The sequence below is a fragment of the Hadarchaeum sp. (SeqCode) genome (assembly GCF_049969415.1).
In the GTDB taxonomy this organism is placed as follows: Archaea; Hadarchaeota; Hadarchaeia; order Hadarchaeales; family Hadarchaeaceae; genus Hadarchaeum.
The window spans coordinates 49,789-71,523 of record NZ_JBMFOX010000001.1; the positions used below are offsets into that span (position 1 = coordinate 49,789).

The 21,735-nt window shown below is 55.5% G+C and carries 23 protein-coding genes and 1 pseudogene; 5 read left to right on the plus strand and 19 right to left on the minus strand.

Annotated features, from left to right (window positions below; genetic code table 11):
* Positions 1-84: 84 nt before the first annotated feature.
* The gene (hypF, locus tag ACP5PX_RS00335) at positions 85-2,391 is read left to right on the plus strand and encodes a carbamoyltransferase HypF (RefSeq protein WP_428082826.1); all 2,307 of its coding nucleotides are present in this window, start codon (positions 85-87) and stop codon (positions 2,389-2,391) included.
* A gap of 58 nt (positions 2,392-2,449) precedes the next feature.
* Here hypF and ACP5PX_RS00340 read toward each other — a convergent pair.
* The 4 genes and pseudogenes from ACP5PX_RS00340 to ACP5PX_RS00355 form a co-directional block, all read right to left on the minus strand.
* Positions 2,450-3,316: pseudogene (locus tag ACP5PX_RS00340) on the minus strand (ATP cone domain-containing protein); the annotation flags it as partial.
* Between the two features lie 7 nt (positions 3,317-3,323).
* Positions 3,324-3,920 (minus strand): lysostaphin resistance A-like protein, encoded by a 597-nt coding sequence (locus ACP5PX_RS00345; protein WP_428082828.1) that lies wholly within the window; start codon positions 3,918-3,920, stop codon positions 3,324-3,326.
* A gap of 24 nt (positions 3,921-3,944) precedes the next feature.
* Positions 3,945-4,151 (minus strand): FaeA/PapI family transcriptional regulator, encoded by a 207-nt coding sequence (locus ACP5PX_RS00350; protein ID WP_428082830.1) that lies wholly within the window; start codon positions 4,149-4,151, stop codon positions 3,945-3,947.
* 4 nt (positions 4,152-4,155) lie between these two features.
* A complete protein-coding gene (locus ACP5PX_RS00355) occupies positions 4,156-4,476 on the minus strand; it encodes an Sjogren's syndrome/scleroderma autoantigen 1 family protein (RefSeq protein WP_428082832.1) in 321 nt (106 codons plus the stop codon).
* Positions 4,477-4,543: 67 nt separating this feature from the next.
* Between ACP5PX_RS00355 and ACP5PX_RS00360 the strand changes: the two genes are divergently transcribed.
* Both ACP5PX_RS00360 and ACP5PX_RS00365 read left to right on the plus strand, forming a co-directional pair.
* A complete protein-coding gene (locus ACP5PX_RS00360; protein WP_428082834.1) occupies positions 4,544-4,807 on the plus strand; it encodes a UPF0147 family protein in 264 nt (87 codons plus the stop codon).
* 72 nt (positions 4,808-4,879) lie between these two features.
* The gene (locus tag ACP5PX_RS00365; RefSeq protein ID WP_428082836.1) at positions 4,880-5,227 is read left to right on the plus strand and encodes a hypothetical protein; all 348 of its coding nucleotides are present in this window, start codon (positions 4,880-4,882) and stop codon (positions 5,225-5,227) included.
* 5 nt (positions 5,228-5,232) lie between these two features.
* Here ACP5PX_RS00365 and ACP5PX_RS00370 read toward each other — a convergent pair whose 3' ends face one another.
* Genes ACP5PX_RS00370 through ACP5PX_RS00385 form a run of 4 tightly spaced genes read right to left on the minus strand, consistent with a single transcriptional unit; the run spans position 5,233 to position 7,907 of the window.
* A complete protein-coding gene (locus tag ACP5PX_RS00370) occupies positions 5,233-5,814 on the minus strand; it encodes a DUF655 domain-containing protein (RefSeq protein WP_428082838.1) in 582 nt (193 codons plus the stop codon).
* A 25-nt stretch (positions 5,815-5,839) separates the two neighbouring features.
* Positions 5,840-6,178: an RNA polymerase Rpb4 family protein gene (locus tag ACP5PX_RS00375; protein WP_428082840.1), complete on the minus strand. Its 339-nt coding sequence runs from the start codon at positions 6,176-6,178 to the stop codon at positions 5,840-5,842.
* Entirely contained in the window at positions 6,175-6,471 is a 297-nt protein-coding gene (locus ACP5PX_RS00380) for a 50S ribosomal protein L21e (RefSeq protein ID WP_428082842.1), read from the minus strand. The genes ACP5PX_RS00375 and ACP5PX_RS00380 overlap by 4 nt, the downstream gene beginning before the upstream one ends.
* Before the next feature lie 56 nt (positions 6,472-6,527).
* Complete coding sequence (locus tag ACP5PX_RS00385; RefSeq protein WP_428082844.1) at positions 6,528-7,907, minus strand: signal recognition particle protein Srp54; 1,380 nt, start codon at positions 7,905-7,907, stop codon at positions 6,528-6,530.
* A gap of 52 nt (positions 7,908-7,959) precedes the next feature.
* On the opposite strand from ACP5PX_RS00385, the gene ACP5PX_RS00390 reads away from it, so the two are divergent.
* Both ACP5PX_RS00390 and ACP5PX_RS00395 read left to right on the plus strand, forming a co-directional pair.
* Entirely contained in the window at positions 7,960-8,994 is a 1,035-nt protein-coding gene (locus ACP5PX_RS00390; RefSeq protein WP_428082846.1) for a sugar phosphate nucleotidyltransferase, read from the plus strand.
* 239 nt (positions 8,995-9,233) lie between these two features.
* The gene (locus tag ACP5PX_RS00395; RefSeq protein ID WP_428082848.1) at positions 9,234-10,538 is read left to right on the plus strand and encodes an HD domain-containing protein; all 1,305 of its coding nucleotides are present in this window, start codon (positions 9,234-9,236) and stop codon (positions 10,536-10,538) included.
* Between the two features lie 15 nt (positions 10,539-10,553).
* Here ACP5PX_RS00395 and tmk read toward each other — a convergent pair whose 3' ends face one another.
* From tmk to ACP5PX_RS00450, 11 genes are all read right to left on the minus strand, one after another.
* Positions 10,554-11,144 carry a dTMP kinase gene (gene tmk / locus ACP5PX_RS00400; RefSeq protein WP_428082850.1) on the minus strand — a complete coding sequence of 197 codons (591 nt, stop codon included), beginning with the start codon at positions 11,142-11,144 and terminating at the stop codon, positions 10,554-10,556.
* A gap of 46 nt (positions 11,145-11,190) precedes the next feature.
* On the minus strand, positions 11,191-12,360 hold the full coding sequence (locus tag ACP5PX_RS00405; RefSeq protein ID WP_428082852.1) for a site-2 protease family protein: 1,170 nt from the start codon (positions 12,358-12,360) through the stop codon (positions 11,191-11,193).
* 17 nt (positions 12,361-12,377) lie between these two features.
* A complete protein-coding gene (locus ACP5PX_RS00410; protein WP_428082854.1) occupies positions 12,378-12,941 on the minus strand; it encodes a UbiX family flavin prenyltransferase in 564 nt (187 codons plus the stop codon).
* A 48-nt stretch (positions 12,942-12,989) separates the two neighbouring features.
* Complete coding sequence (locus ACP5PX_RS00415) at positions 12,990-14,132, minus strand: isocitrate/isopropylmalate dehydrogenase family protein (RefSeq protein WP_428082856.1); 1,143 nt, start codon at positions 14,130-14,132, stop codon at positions 12,990-12,992.
* Positions 14,133-14,172: 40 nt separating this feature from the next.
* On the minus strand, positions 14,173-14,688 hold the full coding sequence (locus ACP5PX_RS00420) for a 3-isopropylmalate dehydratase small subunit (protein WP_428082858.1): 516 nt from the start codon (positions 14,686-14,688) through the stop codon (positions 14,173-14,175).
* The gene (locus ACP5PX_RS00425; protein ID WP_428082860.1) at positions 14,688-15,944 is read right to left on the minus strand and encodes a 3-isopropylmalate dehydratase large subunit; all 1,257 of its coding nucleotides are present in this window, start codon (positions 15,942-15,944) and stop codon (positions 14,688-14,690) included. The genes ACP5PX_RS00420 and ACP5PX_RS00425 overlap by 1 nt, the downstream gene beginning before the upstream one ends.
* Before the next feature lie 76 nt (positions 15,945-16,020).
* The gene (ilvD, locus tag ACP5PX_RS00430; RefSeq protein WP_428082967.1) at positions 16,021-17,673 is read right to left on the minus strand and encodes a dihydroxy-acid dehydratase; all 1,653 of its coding nucleotides are present in this window, start codon (positions 17,671-17,673) and stop codon (positions 16,021-16,023) included.
* A gap of 78 nt (positions 17,674-17,751) precedes the next feature.
* Complete coding sequence (gene ilvC / locus ACP5PX_RS00435) at positions 17,752-18,738, minus strand: ketol-acid reductoisomerase (protein WP_428082862.1); 987 nt, start codon at positions 18,736-18,738, stop codon at positions 17,752-17,754.
* A gap of 10 nt (positions 18,739-18,748) precedes the next feature.
* A complete protein-coding gene (gene ilvN, locus ACP5PX_RS00440) occupies positions 18,749-19,231 on the minus strand; it encodes an acetolactate synthase small subunit (RefSeq protein WP_428082865.1) in 483 nt (160 codons plus the stop codon).
* A 9-nt stretch (positions 19,232-19,240) separates the two neighbouring features.
* A complete protein-coding gene (gene ilvB / locus ACP5PX_RS00445; protein WP_428082969.1) occupies positions 19,241-20,914 on the minus strand; it encodes a biosynthetic-type acetolactate synthase large subunit in 1,674 nt (557 codons plus the stop codon).
* A gap of 51 nt (positions 20,915-20,965) precedes the next feature.
* The gene (locus tag ACP5PX_RS00450) at positions 20,966-21,721 is read right to left on the minus strand and encodes an NMD3-related protein (RefSeq protein ID WP_428082867.1); all 756 of its coding nucleotides are present in this window, start codon (positions 21,719-21,721) and stop codon (positions 20,966-20,968) included.
* Positions 21,722-21,735: the final 14 nt, after the last annotated feature.

Here is a 21,735-nt window from a genome sequence, read left to right on the forward strand (position 1 = left end):
TCTCCGGAAAACAGGGGGCTTAAGTTCCGCATAGTCCCATTCAATTTCTTTATTATCCGAAACATTGGAGTTAAAGGGAGAAAGATGGAAAGAGCGGAAATTCAGGTCAGCGGCATCGTGCAGGGTGTGGGCTTCAGGCCGTTCGTATACCGGCTGGCAACCAAACACCAACTTGTGGGATTTGTCCGCAATATGGGTGACGCCGGAGTCCAGATAGTGGTCGAGGGGAGAAGGGAAAAAATCATGGAATTCATCCAAGCGCTCCGGTCGGAAAAACCACCGCGCTCGAGCATCGAATCCATAGCCGTTTTCTGGCAACCGCCCTCCCGAGAATTCAAGGACTTTCAGGTCCACTCCAGCGACAGGAAGCAGCTGGGCCTTCCCTCGGTGATCCCACCCGACCTCGCCCTTTGCGATGAGTGCCTCGGCGAGATGCTCGACAAAAATGACCGAAGGTACCACTACCCGTTCATAACCTGCGTCAACTGCGGTCCTAGATTCACCATCATCGAAGAGCTCCCCTACGACCGCGTCAGAACCTCCATGAAACATTTCCCGCTCTGTTCTGACTGCCTCTGCGAGTACCTAGATCCGGCTGACAGAAGATATCACGCCGAGCCCACGGCCTGCCCCGTCTGCGGACCCCGCATGGAGCTGTACCATTCCAGCGGCGAGATCGTCAGAACGGGGGACCCGGTCACTGAGGCAGCACGACTGCTTGATGAAGGATGCTTGGTCGCCGTGAAGGGAATCGGAGGCATCCACATCGCTGCGAGGACCACCGACGACGGGGTGCTGGAGAGGTTGAGGAAGGAGTTCGATCACCCCCAGCAGCCCTTTGCGGTGATGTCCAAGGACCTAGATACTGTGAGAACCTTCGCTGAGGTATCACTGGAAGAAGCGGAGCTGCTCACCTCCTACCGTAGACCAATCGTCATTCTGAAAAAATCACCGAATTATCATCTCTCCGAGCTGGTGGCCCCGGGACTTGACACCATCGGGGTGATGCTCCCCTACTCCGGAATCCATCATCTCCTCCTGCACGCAGGAAGGGAGCCGGCTTATGTGATGACCAGCGCCAACGTGACCGGGCTTCCCATGATCGTGGACAACAACGAGGCCTTGGCGAGGCTGAAAAACGTCGTCGATTACCTGCTGCTGCACAACCGCATCATCGTCAACAGGTGCGACGACTCGGTGGTCAAGATGATCGAGGGCAAGCCCGCCTTCCTGAGGCGCTCCCGCGGCTTTGTCCCCGAGCCGATTCAGCTCGCCTTCAACAGTGACCGCAGCGTGCTGGCTCTGGGCGGGGACCTCAACGTCACCGCGTCGATTTTAACCGGCAATCGCTGCTTTCTCAGCCAGCACATAGGGGATACCTCCAAGCTCGAAACTCTGGAGTATCTGCAGGAGGCGATTGCCAGGCTGAGGCACCTGCTGAACCTGCAAAAAGTTGATTTCGTGGCTCATGACCTGCACCCAGAATATTCCACTTCCCGGATTGCTCCCCAAATGGCGGAGAAGTTCCAAGCCCGGACCGTTGCCGTCCAGCACCACCACGCCCACCTGTGCGCCCTCATGGCCGAACATGGGCTCGACGAACTAGTGGGAGTGGCCGCAGATGGTGTCGGCTACGGGCCCGACGGGACGGCCTGGGGCGGGGAGATCATGGTGGCCAGATTGGACTCTTATGAACATCGCGGCGGTCTGGTGAAACAGCCGATGCCGGGCGGAGATCTGGCCGCAATTTATCCGGCCAGGATGGTTGCTGGAATTCTCTGGGGACACCTTGAAACCGCCGAACTCGATCGCGTCCTTCGCGAGTACTGCCCGAACGGTTTTAAATACGGGGAAAGTGAGCGGAAAATCGTCCTCCAACAGCTGGAAAGAAAATTAAATGTGTTCCCGAGCAGCAGCTGCGGCCGGGTTCTGGATGCCGTCTCCTGTCTCCTAGGAATCTGCTTCCAGCGGACCTACGAGGGCGAGCCTGCCATAAAGCTGGAGGCAGCTGCTGAAGGCGGGGAGGCCGATAAAGTCAACATTGAACCGGCTGTGGAAAACCTCGGCGGTAAGCTGATGCTAAACACCTCGAAGTTGCTCCTAGATGTCTTGGCCGCCAGAAAAAGGAATGTTCCGCGCAAGCACATTGCCGCCGCAGCCCAGCTGGCAATTGCCCGCGGACTAAGCCAGATGGCCATTGAAGTGGCCAAATCGGAGGGAATCGAGGTAATCGGCGCGTCCGGCGGCGTCTTCTGTAACTGGGCCATCACCGTTGCCGTGAGAAAGGAGGTGGAAGAGTCCGGACTAAAGTTCGTTCGGCACGAGCTGCTGCCTCCCGGGGATGGTTGCCTCTCGGTGGGACAAGCGGTGGTCGCTTCGCGGATGACCTGAGTTGCCCTGCCAGACATTCGGGGGCTGCCTTCATTTTTTCCTCGCCCAACAGCTGCTCGGCCTCTGAAATCAGCACCATCAACCGCGTTTTGCTCAGCCCAATTCTGGTCAACTGGTTTGGGTCCGTGGTGAGCAACTGTCTGACCAGAACCACGCCGGCGGAACTCAGTCTTTCCAGCGTCCCTTTATCAACCGATCTCAGCACGGTTACCGGGTACAGCCCCCTCCTCTCAATCATCTTCTCTAGTCCACAGCCCCGGGGGTACCTCCAGCAGATTAATTTTACTCCACGGCATTCGGCATACCTCGTGGCATCACCAGAGGCTTTGGTATTGGAAACCAGCCAAACCTCATCAAACCTTTCTCCCCCACCCTGCTCAGCGGCCTCGTTCAAATCCAAAAACCGCGCGTAGGTGTACATGACGTCCTTGAGTCCCACCGCGGTCCCGGGCAGGTTGTGAAACTTGCACTCGACCATGGCCCGAATAAAATCACCGTCGGTCTTCTCCGCGATCACATCAACCTCATGCCGCACGCATCTTCCCTTCACGATGCTCCTTAACCTCGTCTGGTATCCGTAGTACCTAAGCAGCTCGGCGATGTAGTTTTCAAAGGTGAAACCTGCCGGGCCAAGGCGCATTATCGCTTCTTTTAAGCCATAGCGCATCGCCACTGGCGGTTGCTGCTCGGAAATCATGGACTTGACGAGTTTCAGAATCTCCTTGGTGGTTATTCCGTCGTAGACCCTGCACTCAATTTTCTTAACAATCGCCCCGGCCACCTCCCGGCTGGCGCCTGCTCGGCGCAGGGTCCGCAGTATCTTATCCGGGCGGAAATCCTCGACCTGACCATTAGATTTAACGACCCGGATTACCAATAGCGCCCCCTCCATTACTGAGACTCCAAAAGAATTTAAAGTGGTCATGCCGCCACTAGGACAAAAACCCGATCAAAACCAAGATGGTGTTGTAGGAATTATGGGCCAAAACCGCGCCACCGAGCCCAAAGTACAAATAAGCTACGGAAAGCAGCAGGCTGGCCGGCAACATGGAAATGACGATTGCAGGATAGGTGCCGGGATTGGAAAGGTGAAAAGCCGAAAACAAAATGGCCGAGGTCAAGACCGCGAGAACTTTAGACCCGCGCCACCGAATCATCTCATCGATCAACACGCCGCGAAAGATCCATTCCTCGAATACGGGCAGCACATTGACCAACAATAAAGTCAACCAAGGATAGTCCTGCTCCAGCGACACAAAGGGATATTCCTCAGGAGAAACCGTCTCTATCCCTAAGTAAAACAGAACGGAACCAATCGCCATCGATAAGACCAGCGAGAGAAAAGCGACCGAAAGCGCTCCGGTAATTAGGACCAGCCACTGCTTGGCCTTCATCCTTTTGACTAGGCGGAACCACTGCTTGGGACGCAGCCTCTCCAAGTGGTAGGGCCGCTTCACTATTATCCGGCCCATGAAGACGCCGAGAGCCACCCCGGCAACGAGAATCCTGACCAAATCCAGCCAGTACAAAAAAATCACGCGGATAGCCGTGACTCAGCGATGCTCGGGAAACGACCCCAGCTTTATCGTCCACACAGGAGTGTTCCCGCGCAGCCTCCGCTCCACCTTCCCCTCCTCAGAGAGGTGGTAAAGATCGACGCGCAGCCTCACGATGTCGATGCCCGTCATTCGGGACAGCTCCTCAGTGGTAACCGGCGTTCCCGCTTCCTTCAGCGCCCTCAGGATCAACTCCTTTTTCACCCCATCACCCCTCCTTAAGCCTCTCCAGCGCCTCCAGGGCTGATTTTATTCTATCCAGCAGTTCTAAAGTCTTAGCGTGATCCGTCTCCTTGGCAAGCTGTTCAGCGAGGGCATCTATCTTTGCCTGCAGCGTCGCCCGGACCTTATCGAGCGCCTGGTCCTTGGTCTCAGCTACAGATTTCTTCGCCCGGCCACCGCAAACGGGACAAACCACCCTTCCCTGGTACTCAAACAGGGGACTCATGCAGCTGCCGCAGTGGACCGCCAACATCTTGCCTCCGGCCATCAGCATCTCCACGACCTTGGGTATGTCCTCCTCCTTCATGCTCTACCCCAAAACCCTTTATTTGGGCCCGGGATTAAAATTAGATGATTGAGCATGTGGCGGGGTGATGTCCGTGTCCTCAGAGGAAAAACTGAAGCAGGTTGCAGAGATGATGTCGCGTGTGGCCGAGGACACTACCGTTCCGCGGAACATCCGCAGGGCCGTTGGCGAGGCCAAGAATGCCCTTTTGAACAAAAGCAACGACGCCATGGTCAGGGCTTCAACTGCCATCTCGATCCTTGATGAGATAAGCAATGATCCCAACATGCCCGTTCACACCCGCACCCTGATCTGGAACGCCATCAGCATTCTAGAGACCATTCGCGAGTGAGGATGAAATTTGACAGCCCTTATCTGCACCTGCGAAAGAAGATAGGGCAAATGCCGCCTGAGGTGTTTAGTTATGACCATCGACATCAAGCCGCTGGTAAAACTAATGAAAAAGAGGGACCTCAAAGGCGCCAGAGACTGGCTCGAGGCAAACCGAGGCAAAATCGATCCCAATGATGAGTTCGCTAGGGGCTACCTGCTGGCGCTGCAAGGAATGGTCTCCGCGCTGGAATCCGGTGGCGAGCTCGCCGCCATCAACAAGGTGCTGGAGAAGAAATATTCTGGCGAGCAAATAGCCGAAATCATAAGCGAGACGAGGAGTAGGATCGCGCAAAAGTTCCGGCCGGCTGACGAACGGGGTTTCAACACCGCCTGGGTAGATATCCTCAGCGAACTTTCGGTTAAAAACCCTGAGGACTAAGTCCGCTAATCCTCCGTGGATTTCTTAGCCGGAGGACGGACGAATATCCGGTATTTGTCGACGCCCTGCAGCTCCATCACGATCCTCTTGGCGATCAGCGATTTCACGTTCACCAGACCTTTAACCCGGTTCTCTATATCGGCAAAGTCGACGAAGGGGCTCTTCTTCCTCTCTTCGATTATCGCCCACATCAGCTTCTTACCTATCCCAGGAATCAGCTCCAGCTGGTGGAAGCGGGTTGTCAGCGGCCCCGCCCTGTTGAAGAACTCGACAAAACGCTCGGGGTTTTCCTCGAGTAGGCTTTCCACCGCCGGCTGGAGCTCGGCCTTGGCTGCGGCGGTTAAGTCCTCATAGCCGATCCGGCGTTTTATCCTCTCGACCTTGTCCCGCTCACCCTTGCCAATGGAAACCCTTTCGTGCGGCACAAAGGTCACTCCCTTGAAGGGCACCACCTCCAGCAGCGTGAAGAAGGTGTCGCCGAGTATCTGGGCTATGGGCTCCCTCAGGTGAATGGGCCTGGGATCGTTAGGGTGGCCCTGAGGGAGAAAATCCAATACTATTCCCCGGTCCTCGTACTTTTTCTCCAAAAAACACGCCTCCGAGCCCGTTTCTTTAACCACTATACTTCTTAACTAGCTCGAGAACCTTGTTCGCTTCGTCGTCTTCGAGTTTAACCCTCTCCTTGGAAAAAATCAGCTCCAAATCCTCCTTGGTCTCCGGCATCAGGTCAACGATCGCCACGGCCAAGTGCTCCTTGATTTTATCCATCTTCAGAAGCTCCTCCTTAAGCTCTTGGGCCTCTTTCGGCTTGAGTTTGGCGAACTTTTGAGCATAATCATAGGTGAGCCTCTGCCAGTACTCCAGCTCTCCCTCCTTCTTGACCTTCTCCAGAATGCCAAGGACCTCAGGAAGGGACACCGGTTTCTCCTTCACCACACGTTTGCCGATCATGCCTCCACCAACCTAAGGTGTTCGGGACGGGAAATAATCTTTTTTATTGAGCCACCGTCGCGGACGTCCACAACATAGGCCCGGCCCCGCCTCTCGCTGATAACTCCAGTCCTGCCGTGGTAGCGCGGATGCGGCTGTCCCTTGACCACGCCGGGGTCCAAAATTATGGAAACCTTGCTGCCCACGGGAAGGTCCTGAACTGCACGGCTGACAGGAGATAGCCCCTTCTCACGGGGGTGTTTGGTCAGCTTCTTCCGACTCTTGCTTCTCAATCCCTTGGAACGCCCGGACATCTTCAATCACATAAGACGATTTTTTCCTGTCTAATTAAGTTGATTGTCTCGCCCGTTTAAGAGCCTTTTCCAGGGCCCTTCTCACCCGGCCCGTAACCAGACCGGAACAGCTTCCCCAGCTGTCCCATCCTCGGACCCCGGCCCTTGGCAAAGGCCTTGAGGAATCGCTTCATCAGCTCATACTGCTTCAAAAGCTCACGGACCTCGGTCTCGGTGGTTCCCGAGCCCCGCGCCACCCTGCGGATGCGGGAGGCATTCAGGATCTTGGGGTCCTCAAGCTCCTGCGGGGTCATCGACTGCATGATGTACTTAAACTTCTTCAGCTTCTCCTCCCCCACCCTCATCTGCTCCTCGGGCAGGGAGACCCCTACTCCGGGAATCATCTGCATGATCTTTCTCAGCGGTCCCATCTTGCTCATCGCCTCCAGCTGTTCGTAGACGTCGCGGAGCGTTATCTTGCCCGCCATCATCGCCTTCACGTCCGCTGGCTTCAGCTTTTCCTCCTTGGTCACCTCCTCGATTTTCTGCAGCAGGGTTTCAAGATCACCCATCCCGAGCAACCTAGCCACGAATTTCTCCGGCACGAATGGTTCGAGGTCTTCTATGTGCTCCCCGACGCCGATGAACTTTATCGGTGCCCCGGTGGCCGCGACGGCAGAGAGGGCGCCGCCGCCCTTGGCCGTGCCGTCCAGCTTGGTTACCAAGATAGACCCGATGGGAGTGGCCTGCTTGAACGCCGACGCCTGCTCCTTCGCCTGCTGTCCTATGGTGCCGTCGATGACCAGCATTATCTCATCTGGTTCCACGGCACGGGCAATCTCCTGCATCTCCTGCATCAGCGCCTCCTCGCGGCGATGTCTGCCCGCGGTGTCGACGATGATGAGCTCCGAGCGCTCCTTCTTGAAGCGCCTGACTCCCTCCTTAGCCAAGACTATCGGATCCGTTGACTCCGGATCTCCGAAGACCTCGACGCCTATCTGCTGGCCGAGCTGCCTCAGCTGCTCATAGGCCCCGGGGCGGTAGGTATCGGCACAGACTATCGCCGGCTTGTATCCGCGCTTCTTGAAGTAGGCAGCAAGCTTGGCAACGGATGTGGTCTTGCCGCTGCCCTGGAGGCCGACCATGAGGAGGACCTTCGACCTGCCCGCCTCAAGCTGGAGCGGCGCGGGTTTTCCCAAGAAGGCTGAGAGCTCCTCATAGACAATTTTGATAACGTGCTCCTTGCGGCTCATCCCTGGAGGCAGCTTTTCCTCAAGCGCCCTTTTCTCTATCCGCTTGGTGAGGTCCAACACCAATTCAACGTTGACGTCAGCTTGAAGCAATGCCCGCTGGATCTCTCTGACCAGCTCCTTAACCGCCCGCTCATCCACATGCGCCGCGCGAGTTATCTTCTGCAGGGCGCCATGCAGTGCCTTTCCCAGCTGTTCCAGAACCATCGGCTCACTTCTCTAAATTCTCTCATGAAAGATAAATAAACATAGCAACTAAATGTTTCCCGGTGATGGCACGAAGGCGCTGATCCTCGCCGGCGGTTTTGCCAAAAGGCTGGGTACCATTGGAGAGCTGATGCCAAAGGCGATGATCATTGAGAAAGGGGACACCATCCTGAACCATTTGGTCAATAAAATCCGCGCCGTGAATCTGGAACCGATTATCTCGACCAACAAAAAATTTGAGAAGTTTTTCTCCGGGTACCAGAACGTCATCGTCGAGGATGCCATGGCCGAGGAGCAAAAACTCGGGGCCGTCTCCGCAATCTGGAACGCGATTGAAAAGATGAAGATTGAGGAGGACCTCATGGTGGTCTGTGCTGACAACTACTTCTCCTCCAGCTTCGAGGGCTTCGTCTCTAGCTATACAGGAGAGCCACTCGTGGGCATTTACTACGTGGGGCGGAACCCGGAGATGAAGCCTGAAGAAATGGCCACGGTAAAATTCAATGGCAGTGAAAATTACCCACCGCCTGCGTCCAGCTTTTTCTTCACCGATTTTAAGGAAAAGGTCACCCCGCCCCTCAGCAGTTACGTTAGCACGGGTGCCTATATCTTTCCCAAGCGCGTCTTTCCCGTCCTCCGCGAGTTCTGCCGGAGCGCCAAACAGGACGCACCAGGATTCTTCATCCAGCACCTGATGCAACGAGGGGAGAGGGTCAGGGGCTATCTGTTCGGGGGCGAGTGGTATGATGTTTCCCACAAGAGCTACCTGCAGGCATTTCGCGAGGCGAGGGTGGTGAAAAACGACGACCGCTACATCGTCTGCGACCGGCCGCTCGGAGGCAATCTGGTGCTCTCGATTACCATTCTCCACGCCGGCAAACAGACGACGGGCCACTCCCATCCCGTGGGTGAGGTTTACTTCTTCATCGAGGGTGAGGGGGAGCTAGAAACCAACGGAAACAGACGGCGGGTGAGAGAAAAAGATGTGGCGACCATTGCCCCGAATGAGTTCCACCGTGTCTACAACACGCGGGACAAGGACCTCGTTTTCATCTCGGTTTTTGAGAAATACGGTGAAAGAGGATAAAATTGTCTGTGGCAAAAATATCTTTTGAAAAATGGTCTGAAAATCTCGAAGATCCGTAGGAAGGGCTTTGGCCCATCTGCCAGGTGATGGAATTAAAAAGGATTCCTTGGTCGAAAAGAAATTATTTCCTTAACCTAATGTGTGCAGAATCCGACTTAACTATTTTTAAATCGGAACAACCGGCCCCGCTCAAGTTCTCACAGATAGCTAAATAGCTCCAGCAATAGAGAGAATTTCATATGATGATCAAGTACATCCGGGACCCGATACACGGTTACATCGGCATAACTGATGTGGAACGCCGGATAATTGACACCTGGCCTGTCCAGCGTCTCCGCGGGATAAAGCAGCTCTCAATCGCATCGCTCGTCTATCCCGGCGGCGAACACACCAGGTTTTCTCACTCGCTGGGCGCCATGCATGTGGCGGGCCTGATCGCTGACTCGCTGAAAAAAAGCGTTGAAATCTCAGAAAATGATTGGCAGCTTGTCAGGCTCGCCAGCCTTCTTCATGACGTTGGTCACGGTCCCTTCTCGCATTCCTACGAAGAACTGATTGCGGAAAAGCGCGGCCTCAATCACGAGCAGATGGGAGCAAGAATCGTGAAGGAGAGCGAACTCGCCGACGTGCTGAAGGACTGCGGCTACAGCCCGGATGAAATCGTCGATCTCGCCTTTGGCAAGGCGAGGAAGCGAAGCGACTATCTGCACCAGATAACGGCCAGCCAGGTTGATTCTGACAAGCTCGACTTTCTGGTCCGGGACTCCTACTACACCGGCGTCGAATACGGTCGCATCGACATCAACCGGCTGATTCAGGCGATGGACGTCTACGGCAACGACATCGCCATTGACCTAAAGGCGCTCTATGCGCTCGAGGCATTCATGATAGCAAGATACGAGATGTTCCTCGCCGTCTACTACCACCACGCCGTAAGATCCGCGGAGATCATGCTCCACAAGGCGATGGGCCACGCTGATGAAATCATCGGGCTGACTTCATTCACCGATGTTAACGAGTTCCTGAAGATGGACGACGGCTATGTGGCAACCAAACTGAGGGAGCTTAACCCCGCCGACTTTAACGATCCTGAAAAAAGACGGCAGGTCGAAAAGGCCAAGGAGATAATGAGGATGCTGGACAACCGAAAGCTCCTCAAGGTAGCCTACCAGCGAGATGTTCACGTCAAGGACGCCTACGTGGCAAAATTGCTGAGCGACAAAAACGTGAGGCGGCAGAAGGAGCAGGAGATTGCGAGGCTGGCTGGCGTCGAGAACGATGATGTGGTGGTGGACGTGCCAACGCTGGACTCCATTCCTTATTATCCTCGTGAAATCGATCCTATGGAAATCCCTGTTTTCACCTACATCGGCGGAAACAAGGAACTAGTGCAGCTCTCAAGGTACTCGCGGTTGATCAACGTGCTGAAGGGATACGTCGACATAATCCGGGTCTACACGAGCCCCAGCCACAGAAATAACGTTGAAAAAGCCGCTGGCGAGGTCTTCAAGACGCTGCCCTTTTCCGCCCAGATAAACATGTAGTTTGTCTGAAAAAGGTCAAAGCAGATTTTCCACCAATTTTCTAATTTCCGCCTGGACCTCCCCGACGGGGCGGTTGCCATCGACCACCTTCATCCGGTATAACTTAGCGATGCTCAGATAGGCCTGCCGGACCCTTCGCTGGAGCTCAAGGTTGCTTTCAAATTCATCGAGCCTGCGCGAACGATTAATTCTCTGACTCGAAACCTCCGGTGGAACGTCTATCAGTATCATCAGGTCCGGATCCGGGGCCATCTCGTTTATCTTCATTACCCACCTGAGGGGAAGCCCACGGGCCGACTGATAGGCCAGCGAAGAGGCCTTGTATCTATCGGAAATAACAATCTTGCCCGAATTCACAGCCGGAGCTATAACCTGCTCCACATGCTGCAACCGGTCGGCGGCGAAGAGAAGGGCCTCAGCGGCCACGGGCAACTTAAGATTCCCTCGCAGGGCCAACTTTATTATTTTCCCGATCGGGCCTCGAGTGGGCTCTTCGGTGACCAAGACCCCATGACCCATTCTTCGCAACCAGCTGGCGAGCAATCTTGCCTGGATGCTCTTACCGCTTCCGTCCAAGCCCTCGAGGCAAATGAACTTCCCCTTCACCCAAGCACCAGAGCAAAGTCTTCTCCGAGGGATATGTATTTATCGCCTAAGCCACGGGCAGAGGCAGGCAGAGGACAAACACCACCAATGCCGCCGCCGCTAAAATTTTATGGCGCGTCGACAGCGGCGAAACATCGTCCAGGGCCCCGGGATGATAGCCCCGGAAGAAAACCAGAATCAACAGACCCCAGACGAAAAAGATCGGCATCTCAGGGAAGGCCAGTCCGAGCAGCATCAGCAAAAACCCCAGCATCCGGGTCAGTATATAGTGGCGCTGCCCGCCCAGGAGCGCCCGGGCGATGTGCCCTCCATCAAGCTGTCCCACCGGAATCATGTTAAACATCGTGAGGAGCATTACCACCCAGCCGGAGAAGGTCAGCGGGTTGAGCTCAAAGGCGCTGGTGAACCTGCCCAGGGTTACCAGCTGCAGCAGGCCGAACATTACCGGAACAAACGGCAGCGGATTTTCCAGTGAACTCGGGGTTGAAAGCGATAGGCCGATGAAGGTTATTATCGCCGAAAGAACAAAGCCAGTGATGGGCCCTGAGGCGCCCATCTCAACCAGCGCCTCCTTAGTTGGTATGGGGCTCTTGATGTTGATAACCGCTCCAAATGTCCCCAGCGGGAACGGTGGCGGAGCGGGAATGAAGTAGGGCAGTGTTGAAGCAACCCTGTTGTGCCAGGCCGAGAGCTTATGGCCCATCTCATGAGCCACCAGCATGGCCAAAAGGGAAGCGGAGAAGAGAGCTGCGCTTCCAAGGGAGCTCTCAAAGAGATAGTATCCCGCAACAAAGGTCGATGCCACCGTGGCGGCGAAAAGGGCCAAATTGACCACGGGGCTGCCGCCGCGGACAGGAGGGCTCCTCACCAGCGCCAGCTTTAGTTCGCCCTCCTGCACACGCATCACTGGGAGGTAATTTTCCTTTTTCAGAACCCGCAACAGATAGCGAAAGCCGCTGCGGGGATTACGCGATGACACCTCCATTTCAATCCTGTCCCTCCGCCCCACCATGTCCAAGATCTCAAATTTCTTTGTAACCTGTTCCAGCATCCTGACCAGCCAATCAGGCGCTTCCTCAGCAACAACCTTGAAACTGCCGCCGCACCTAGGACAGCCCCCCGGAATTATCTCACCGACTTTGCGGGCCGACATCCGATAATCGCTATACTGGCACTCCGTGCACTCAAATCTCTTTATCGGGGGCAGTTTCCCCATTTCATCACCCGCATCGATCACTCGCCGGCACCGGACCAGCGAGGATACAGCCCGTGATCGATGCCAAACATCTCCAAAACTCTTCCTACGATGAAGTCCACGAGGTCCGATATCTCCTTGGGTCGAATGTAAAAGGCCGGAGCTGCGGGCAGGATAACGGCCCCCGCCTGCCTGAGCTTTACCATGTTTTCCAGATGAATCAGGTTAAGAGGAGTCTCCCGCGGAACCAGCACCAGTCTCCGGTTCTGCTTGAGGGTCACGTCGGCCGCACGGGTGATCAAATCGTGGGAAATGCCGTTGGCGATTTCACCCAGTGTTTTCATGCTGCACGGAATCACCACCATGCCGTCGACCTGATAAGACCCGCTTGAAGGAGGCGCCTCCAGGTCATCCGGAGAATAGCTCCGTGCGGAAATTTTACAAAGATCTGCAGCAGTTTTTCCCGTCTCCATCTCCAGAATTTTTTCCGCGTTTCTTGAAATGATGAGCTCCGTCTCTATCTCCAGATTTTTACACGCCTCGAGAAATCTCAACCCGTACAGGGCACCGCTCGCCCCAGTCAAAGCGACAATTAAACGCATATTTTCACCACTAATATCTTTACTGAACTAATATAACCGCCACCTGCGTCAATGCTGGGCGACCACCTGTTCAACCTTTCGCACCACTTCATCGCCAACTTCAGAAGTGCTCGATTTTCCACCAAGATCATAAGTCCTGACCTTCCCCTCCTGAAGCACTTTGACGACGGCCGCCTCGATGACGTCCGCGAGGCTCTGCTCACCCAGCTCCTCAAGCATCATCTGTCCGGCTAAAATCGTGGCTATCGGGTTGGCCACATTTTTCCCTGCATGCTTGGGTGCCGAACCGTGAATGGGCTCGAACATGCTGACGCCGTCGGGATTGATGTTACCGCCCGGCGCCAAGCCCAAGCCCCCCTGAATCATGGCGCCGAGATCGGTGATGATGTCTCCGAACATGTTTGGGGTCACCACCACCTGATACCATTCGGGATTCTTCACGAACCACATGGTGATGGCATCCACAAAGGCCAACTCGGTTTCAATCTCGGGATAATCCTTAGCCACCGCCTCGAAGACCTCTCGCCAGAGCCCGTAAACATTGGTGAGCACATTGGCCTTGTCTACTGAGGTTACGCGCTTTTTCCCCTTCCGCCGTGCCAGCTCAAAGGAATAGCGGATAACTCTCTCCGTCCCCCTCCGGCTAATGACCCCGAGCTGATAGGCAATCTCATCCCGATCCACATCGATGTCCAGATTAAATTTCGCCTCATAGAGCGACCTGATGAGGTCTAGCTCGGCCTTGGACTTGCCCCAGGCCCTTCCGCCCAGAGCCACGTAAAAGTCCTCGGTGTTCTCCCTGACGACAAAGAAATTCACGTGCTCAGGGCCCTTCCCCACCAGCGGGCACGGGACTCCCGGATAGAGCTTAACCGGGCGCAGATTTACATACTGGTCGAAGTAAAAACGGAGCCGCAGCAGTATCCCCTGCTCCAAGATTCCAGTCGGTACCCTAGGATCGCCCAAGGCCCCGAGGTAAACCGCGTCCATCTGAGACAGTTCCCTCAGCGCTTCTTCAGGGATCAACTCCTTAGTTCTGAGGTAGTGTTCGGCACCGTAGGGGAACTCCACAAAATCAAACTCGACTCCGCCAACCACATCGGCCGCGGCACGAAGGACCTTCACGCCCTCCCGAATGACCTCGGGGCCAACGCCGTCGCCCGGAATGACCGCGATTTTGTATTTCCTCAAAACCTTCACCGGAACAATTTCAATGCGGGACCTCTTAAGCTTAAACCGCAGATTTTTTCCCCATGTTGCCGCTTTTCCGTCCCATCCTTTTGAGGTAAGGCAACAGGCCCCCGGCCCGAAGGATTTCCATGAGAAAATCAGGGAGCGGCTCGGCCTTGAATTTCTTGCCCGTTCGGGTGTTGAGCACCTCACCCTTGCTGATGTTCACCTTGATACCATCGCCCGTCTTGAAGCCCCGCCGCGCCTCCCGGGAGACCAGAACCGGCAATCCTTGATTTATCGCGTTCCGGAAAAATATCCGGGCAAATGACTCCGCGACCACGGCGGCAATTCCCGCTCCCCGCAACGCGATGGGTGCGTGCTCCCGGCTCGAGCCACAGCCAAAGTTCTTTCCAGCCACGATGACATCTCCTTTTCTGACCTTGGCGGCGAACTCGGGATCCACCGCCTCCATCACGTGCTTCGCCAGCTCCTTTGGATCCCGCTGGACCAAATAGCGCCCAGCGATGATGTCATCGGTTGAGATGTTGTCCCCAAAGACCCAAGCCCTGACCATCACACATCCCTCGGATCAGTTATCTCCCCCTTCAGGGCCGAGGCGGCCACCGTCGCCGGCGAGCCGAGATAGACTTGGGCCTCGGGGCTGCCCATGCGTCCCCGGAAATTCCTGTTGGAAGAGGAGATGCAGACCTCACCGGGCCCGAGAATTCCTATGTGTCCGCCCATGCAGGCTGCGCAGGAAGGCGATCCCACCATGGCACCGGCCCCGACGAACTTTTGCAGCAACCCCTTTTCCAGCGCCTCAAGGTAAACCTCGCGCGAGGCGGGTACGACCAACATCCTCACTCCCCGGGCTATTTTTCTACCCTTCAAAATTCTGGCGGCCTCGATCAGGTCTTCAAGCCGGCCGTTGGTGCAGCTGCCTAAAAACGCCTGATCCACCTTTACCCCGGCCACCTCGCGCACAGGGCGCACCTTATCCACGTGGTGAGGTATGGCCACCTGAGGTTCGATTCGAGACAAATCGTAATCTCTCTCCTCCACATAGCTCGCGCCCGGATCGCTGTAAATTGCTTGATAATCCCATTTGGCCCTGCCTGCCAAATATCTGGCTGTAATCTCATCCGCCGGGACAATCGCGGTCTTCGCCCCCATTTCCACCCCCATATTGCACATCGTCATCCTTCCACCAACGCTAATGCCCTTCAGACCATTGCCGGCAAACTCGATGGCGCGGTAATTGGCGCCGTCCGCCCCGACATCACCCACCAGCCTCAGCACCACGTCCTTCGGGAGGACCCGGTCTCTAAGCCTCCCTTCAACTTTTATGAGCATACTCTCGGGCACCCGGAACCAAAGTTTCCCTGTGGCAAACACCGCGGCCATGTCCGTGGAACCTATTCCCGTGGCAAAACAGCCAAAGGCACCATAGGTACAGGTGTGGGAATCGGCTCCGACGATAAGTTCACCAGGAAGCGCGAAACCGTGTTCCGGCAGCACCTGATGGCAAACGCCCTCATTAACATCAAAGAAGTTCTGGATGTTATTCTTCGCCGCAAACCTGCGCAGCCTGATGTGCTCCTTTGACGCCTCAATGGATATCGATGGCGCCTGGTGATCCAAAACGATTACCACCCTTGAGGGATCCCAGACGCCCTCGACTCCAATCTGCTCCAAGGCCTCAATCGTGATGGGTCCGGTAATATCATTAATCATGGCCACGTCGACCCGGGCCTCAACTATCTCGCCCGGAGAAACACTTTGACGCCCTGACGCCCGGGCCAGTATTTTCTCGGCAATCGTCATCGGCATAAAGTTCCAACCAGATTAAGTGGCTCAAACTTTAAGTTTTATTGTAGTTATCACACAACGACAATATTTTCCAAAATCAGATTCTTATGGCCCCCTCTGCAGCCGAAGTGACCACCTGGGAGTAATGGCCCAAATATCCCGTCTTTATTTTAGGCGGACGCAACTTTACCTTGGCCAGCCTTTCCTGAAGCTCTTCTTCTGGAACCAGTACCTCCAGCCGGCGGCGCGGGATGTCGATCAAGATCTTATCCCCTTCGGCAACGGTCGCAATCGGACCCCGCTCGGCAGCCTCGGGCGAGACATGCCCCACCGCCGCTCCACGTGTGCCTCCGGAGAATCTACCATCAGTCACCAGAGCCACTGAGTCAATTAATCCCAGTCCGGCTAGGGCGGAAGTGGCCGCAAGCATCTCACGCATTCCCGGACCTCCCTTGGGGCCCTCGTACCGAATAACAACCACATCACCGCGCCTGATCTTGCCGGACAGTATCGCCCTCACGGCGTCCTCCTCGCAATCGAACACCCGGGCCGGCCCCGTATGCCGAATCATTTTCGGGCTCACGCCAGCATACTTTATCACGGCTCCACGGGGGGCCAAACTGCCGAACAAAATCGCGATGCCGCCCTCGCGATGGTAGGGTTTTTTCAGCGGCCTGATTACCCCATTGTTCGGCATCCTGACGAACTTCAAGTTATCTCGGACACTCCTGCCGGTGACGGTGAGCGGTGAGCCCCGGACGAGATTACTGAGCCTCTTCAGGACTGCAGGTATTCCCCCAGCCCGATCCAGATCCAGCATCGTGTTGGGACCGCTGGGCCTCAGGCTGCAGATGTGTGGCGTCCTTCGGCTCAATCGGTCAAAGAGATCCAAGTCCAGCTTGATCCCGGCCTCGTGGGCGATTGCCGGAAGATGGAGCACGGTATTCGTCGAGCCACCAATGGCCATGTCCACTATCACCGCATTCTCAAAGGCAGGCTTGGTCATTATTTTTCTTGGAGTTATCCCAAGACGAAGCAAAGTCAAAACTTGAGAACCGCTTTTCTTAGCCAAGATGAATTTTCTGGAGTCGACGGCGTGGGTGGTGGCCATTCCGGGAAGAGACATGCCCATCGCCTCGGTGAGACAGGCCATGGTGTTGGCTGTGAACAGTCCGGCGCAGGAACCGCAACCAGGACAACAGCGTTCCTCAATCAACCGGGCCTCTCTTTCACTCATCTTGCCAGATTTAACCGCACCGACGGCCTCGAAGGCGCTGATCACATCCAGCTTCTGGCCCTGCCACTCTCCCGGCAGCATCGGTCCACCGGTGACCATTATCCCGGGGATGTTCACCCGCGCCATGGCCATAAGCATCCCGGGGACGATCTTGTCGCAGCTGGCCACGCAAACCACGGCATCAAATCGGTGGGCCTCAAGCATCAGCTCCACGCTGTCGGCGATTATCTCCCGCGAAGGCAGCGAATAGCACATGCCGCGGGTGCCCATCGAGATACCGTCACAGATAGCAATCGTGTTAAACTCAAATGGGGTCCCGCCGGCCTCCCGAATCCCTGCCGCCACAGCCTCCCCCAGCTGTCGCAGGTGCAGATGTCCCGGAACGATGTTGGTGTAAGAGTTGGCTATGGCGACAAACGGTCTTTCAAAATCACTATCACTCAGCCCATCCGCCCGCAAAAGAGCTCTACGAGGAAGGCTCTCTAAACCGGTCACCACCTCTCGGCTGCGCAGCTTCATCGGTCCTGCCTCCGAGTAGGCTTCACGTTCTCAATATAAATTTCTGGCGGTTCAGTAACTGGGGATAAAGGATTACTTCTCGATTCCAGCCCACTTTCTCAGCTCTCTTCCGACCTTCTCGACCAGATGCTTCTTGCCTTCCTCCCGCATCCTTCGCAGGTTCGGCAGGCCCGCCTTGCTCTCCGCAATCCATTCCTTGGCAAACTTTCCGCTCTTTATCTCCTCAAGCATTCTCTTCATCGTTTTCCGCGCTCTCTCGTCGATTATCCACTTGCCCCTGGTGCGGCCGCCGTATTCCGCGGTGTTGCTGACGGCCTTCATCATGCCCTCAATACCGTGCTCGTAGACTAGGTCGACAATCAGCTTCAGCTCGTTGATGCATTCGAAATAGGCTATCTCCGGCTGATAGCCCGCCTCGACCAAGGTCTCAAAACCGGCGATCATCAGTTCGGAAACTCCGCCCACCAACACAGCCTGCTCACCGAAAAGGTCCGTCTCCACCTCCTCCTTGAACGTGGTTTCAACCACACCGATTCTAGTCAGACCCGCCCCTTTTGCCATTGCCAAAGCTATCTTCTTTGCCTTTCCGCTGGCGTCCTGCTCCACGGCCAGCAATCCCGGCGTTCCGGAACCGCGCTCGTACATCTGCCGCAACATTGCCCCCGGCGCCTTTGGGGCGATCATGATTACATCCACGTCCTTGGGCGGCACTATCTGCTTGAAGTGGATGTTGAATCCATGGCTAAAGCAAAGGACCTTGCCCGGGCTTAGGTGCTGCTGGATATGCTCTCGATAGACGTCCGCCTGATATTCATCCGGGATTAAAATGTGGACGATGTCGGCACGTTTGGCAGCTTCTGGGATGTCGTAGACCTCAAAGCCATCCTGCTTGGCCTGCTCATAGCTGGCGTCCTTGATGTTGCCGATGATCACCTTGCAACCGGAATCCCTGAGGTTCTTGGCCTGTGCCTGACCCTGATTTCCATAACCAATGATGGCTATCGTCTTCCCCTTCAACGGAGAAATATCCGCATCCTTGTCATAGTAAATTTTCGCCATGTTATCCCTCTTAAGTTGTCTCTCGGGATATAAGAACCTGACCGGAACGGGCGACTTCCTTCAAAATCTCTGGCCCCAGCTCCTTGACCACCTTCTCAATGTGCTCATGAGTGCCGCTGAGCTCGATAATCAAGACGTTTCCCTTGTTCTCCAACACCTTACCACCGGCGCTCTCAACCTGCTGTACCACCTTCCAGAGCTGGTCCTCGTCGAGCTTTCTCGTCTTCAACAACGCGATTTCCCGAGCAATGCTACGCTCAGGATCGATCACCTCGACGTCGATTATCGGCTCGGCTCGAAGAAGGATTCTGCGCATGAACTCAGCCATGCGATCGTCGGCTTGAAAGGTCAAAATAACTCTGGCTAAGCCGGTGGGTTCGATTCCTACCGTGATTGAGTCGAGGTTAATCTGTCGCCTGGTAAAGGATCGGGATATCCTCATCATGACCCCGGGGACATTCTGACAGAGCACGGAAAACATTCGCGTCTTCATCACTAACACCTATGTCAATATTGGTTCATCAAGCCTTCCCCCGGCTGGTACCATGGGCAACACGTGCTCATCGGGGTCAATCGGGATATCCAGAATAGCCGGCTTTCCGCAACTCAGCGCCTCCCGCAGCTTCGGTGCTATCTCGCTGGGCCTCGAGGCGCGATCACCCCAAGCGCCGTAGGCCTTGGCAAGCTTCACGAAATCAGGCACCCTACCCAAACAAACTGCCGAACGCCGTTTCTGGTAAAAAAGGTCCTGCCACTGCTTGACCATGCCCAGATAGCGGTTGTTGAAGATGCAGGAAACTACATTTATCTTGTTTTCCACAACAGTAGCCAGCTCTTGGGAATTCATGAGGAAACTGCCGTCGCCGGCTATATTTACCACATCACATTCGGGTCGCGCAATTTTGACGCCCATCGAGGCGGGAAATCCGAACCCCATCGTCCCCAACCCTCCGGAGGAGATGAAATGCCGCGGTTTTTTGACAACGTAAAAGTGAGCCGCCCACATCTGACACTGCCCCACCTCGGTAACGATTATCGCGTCATCGCTGAGCACGCTCATGATCTCCTTAATAACCCGCTGCGGCTTGGTGGGAACTTCATCATAATCCATCCTCGGGGCTAGCTCCTCCCGCATCTTCTTCATCTTTTGCAACCAATCACTGGTCCTTCCCCGCTTCACCTGCAATTTGAGACCTTTGATTATCTCGGTGAGCGTGCGCTTAGCATCACCGATGATCGGCAAGTCCACGCGAACGTTCTTCCCCAGCTCAACCTGATCGATGTCGATGTGAATAATCTTGGCCCGTGGAGCAAAGTGACGGACATCACCGGTGGCGCGATCGCTGAACCTGACGCCCACACCCAGCAGGACATCGCATTCGCTCACGGCGAGGTTGGCCGCCATCCGGCCGTGCATGCCGAGCATTCCCAGCGCCAGTGGGTGGTCCTCGGGAATCACGCCCTTACCCATCAGCGATGTCACCACCGGAGCTCCCAACAGCTCGGCCAAAGCGACAACCTCTGCCGACGCCGAAGACCAGATGACGCCGCCGCCGGCATAAATCACCGGCTGCTCGGCTTCTACCAACAGTTTAACCGCCTTCCGAACGTCTTCAGGATCTGGATCCAACTTTATCAACTTGGGATAATCCACTTGGGCGGGAATATTCAGGTCCGCCTCGCTCACCTGAACATCCTTGGGCAGGTCAATATGCACCGGACCCGGCCTTCCCGTGGTGGCTGTTTTGAAAGCGAGGCGGATAATGGTGGGAAGGTCGACGATGTTGCGAATGATGAAGTTGTGTTTGGTTATCGGCAGCATGATGCTCAGCATGTCGGCCTCCTGAAAAGCGTCACTGCCCAGCACGGAGTTCGGCATCTGCCCTGAGATGGCGACCACGGGGGAGCTGTCCATGTAAGCGTTGAGAATTCCGGTGGTCAGATTGGTTGCCCCGGGGCCAGAAGTGGTCAGACAAACCCCTGGCCTACCTATGGCGCGGGCATAGCCATCTGCAGCGTGCGCTGCCGCCTGCTCGTGCCTAGTCAGGATATGGCGAATTTCGGTCTCATCATACAGGGCATCATAGGCCGGGATGATAGCACCGCCTGGGATGCCAAAGATATCCCGCACGCCCTCCGCCTTCAAGGCTTCAAACAGCGCCTTGGCACCAGTCATTTTGGCCATAGACACCAGCTATAAAGTTATTATTCAATTGTTTATAAACAACTACATAAATCTAGCTAAAAAGGAAACGCGATATTTTTTCCGCCCGTCCCTAGTCTGTCCGATGAGCTTCGCGCTTTCGGTGATGGTGATACCAAACTTCTCCTTCAGCTGGGAGGCTATCCTTCTTCCCAGATTTACGGTACTGAGGTAAAAGTCAATTCCGCCGGGCTGTTCCTTGATGTCGGCGATAAAGTTCATTGGGTCAACTTTAGCCGACTGAACAACGATTTTTTTCACCTCTTCCCGAACCGCCATTTTCATTGCTTGGGAAGGGAAATCACGCAGCTGCAAAATTGCCTCATGATGCTTGGCTCTTTTCAACCGGCAGGTGTCGCAAGTGGTGTATTCCAGGTTCAGTTTTAGGGCGAGCTCCTCAAGCTTGGTTTCCCTCTGCTGGGAGTGAACCCTGCCTGCGGCACGGATCTTCACGAGGCCAGATTCCAAAAGTGGTTCTACCTCAATCTGGACCTCCGGCACCTCAACAGGTCTTAGAAGGCGCTTCCCTGAATCGGTATAGCTAATCACGCGAATGGCATCAATTACCGCCTCCTGCACCGCTTTTTTAACCTCCCCGTAGTCCAGAGGATGCCATCTTCCCCTGAGCCGGTAGGCCCCACAATCTCTGCAGACTACCACCCCAACTTCAGCCGGCGCCTGCAGCAACGGGAGGTCTAAAAAACAGCGCTGGCACAGGCCCAGCAGCAATGGCCCGGCATCTTCCTCCAGAGCACCGCATTTGTAACAAAATCTCTTCATAGACACCGATTCAA

What these genes read in the sequence shown, in the direction of transcription:
- hypF (WP_428082826.1), top strand. Translation starts at nt 85, where the DNA reads ATGGAAAGAGCGGAAATTCAGGTCAGCGGCATCGTGCAGGGTGTGGGC.
- ACP5PX_RS00355 (WP_428082832.1), bottom strand. Translation starts at nt 4,476, where the DNA reads ATGAAGGAGGAGGACATACCCAAGGTCGTGGAGATGCTGATGGCCGGA.
- ACP5PX_RS00360 (WP_428082834.1), top strand. Translation starts at nt 4,544, where the DNA reads ATGTCCGTGTCCTCAGAGGAAAAACTGAAGCAGGTTGCAGAGATGATG.
- ACP5PX_RS00365 (WP_428082836.1), top strand. Translation starts at nt 4,880, where the DNA reads ATGACCATCGACATCAAGCCGCTGGTAAAACTAATGAAAAAGAGGGAC.
- ACP5PX_RS00375 (WP_428082840.1), bottom strand. Translation starts at nt 6,178, where the DNA reads ATGATCGGCAAACGTGTGGTGAAGGAGAAACCGGTGTCCCTTCCTGAG.
- ACP5PX_RS00380 (WP_428082842.1), bottom strand. Translation starts at nt 6,471, where the DNA reads ATGTCCGGGCGTTCCAAGGGATTGAGAAGCAAGAGTCGGAAGAAGCTG.
- ACP5PX_RS00385 (WP_428082844.1), bottom strand. Translation starts at nt 7,907, where the DNA reads ATGGTTCTGGAACAGCTGGGAAAGGCACTGCATGGCGCCCTGCAGAAG.
- ACP5PX_RS00390 (WP_428082846.1), top strand. Translation starts at nt 7,960, where the DNA reads ATGTTTCCCGGTGATGGCACGAAGGCGCTGATCCTCGCCGGCGGTTTT.
- ACP5PX_RS00395 (WP_428082848.1), top strand. Translation starts at nt 9,234, where the DNA reads ATGATGATCAAGTACATCCGGGACCCGATACACGGTTACATCGGCATA.
- ACP5PX_RS00405 (WP_428082852.1), bottom strand. Translation starts at nt 12,360, where the DNA reads ATGGGGAAACTGCCCCCGATAAAGAGATTTGAGTGCACGGAGTGCCAG.
- ACP5PX_RS00410 (WP_428082854.1), bottom strand. Translation starts at nt 12,941, where the DNA reads ATGCGTTTAATTGTCGCTTTGACTGGGGCGAGCGGTGCCCTGTACGGG.
- ACP5PX_RS00420 (WP_428082858.1), bottom strand. Translation starts at nt 14,688, where the DNA reads ATGGTCAGGGCTTGGGTCTTTGGGGACAACATCTCAACCGATGACATC.
- ACP5PX_RS00425 (WP_428082860.1), bottom strand. Translation starts at nt 15,944, where the DNA reads ATGCCGATGACGATTGCCGAGAAAATACTGGCCCGGGCGTCAGGGCGT.
- ilvC (WP_428082862.1), bottom strand. Translation starts at nt 18,738, where the DNA reads ATGGCGAAAATTTACTATGACAAGGATGCGGATATTTCTCCGTTGAAG.
- ilvN (WP_428082865.1), bottom strand. Translation starts at nt 19,231, where the DNA reads ATGAAGACGCGAATGTTTTCCGTGCTCTGTCAGAATGTCCCCGGGGTC.
- ilvB (WP_428082969.1), bottom strand. Translation starts at nt 20,914, where the DNA reads ATGACTGGTGCCAAGGCGCTGTTTGAAGCCTTGAAGGCGGAGGGCGTG.
- ACP5PX_RS00450 (WP_428082867.1), bottom strand. Translation starts at nt 21,721, where the DNA reads ATGAAGAGATTTTGTTACAAATGCGGTGCTCTGGAGGAAGATGCCGGG.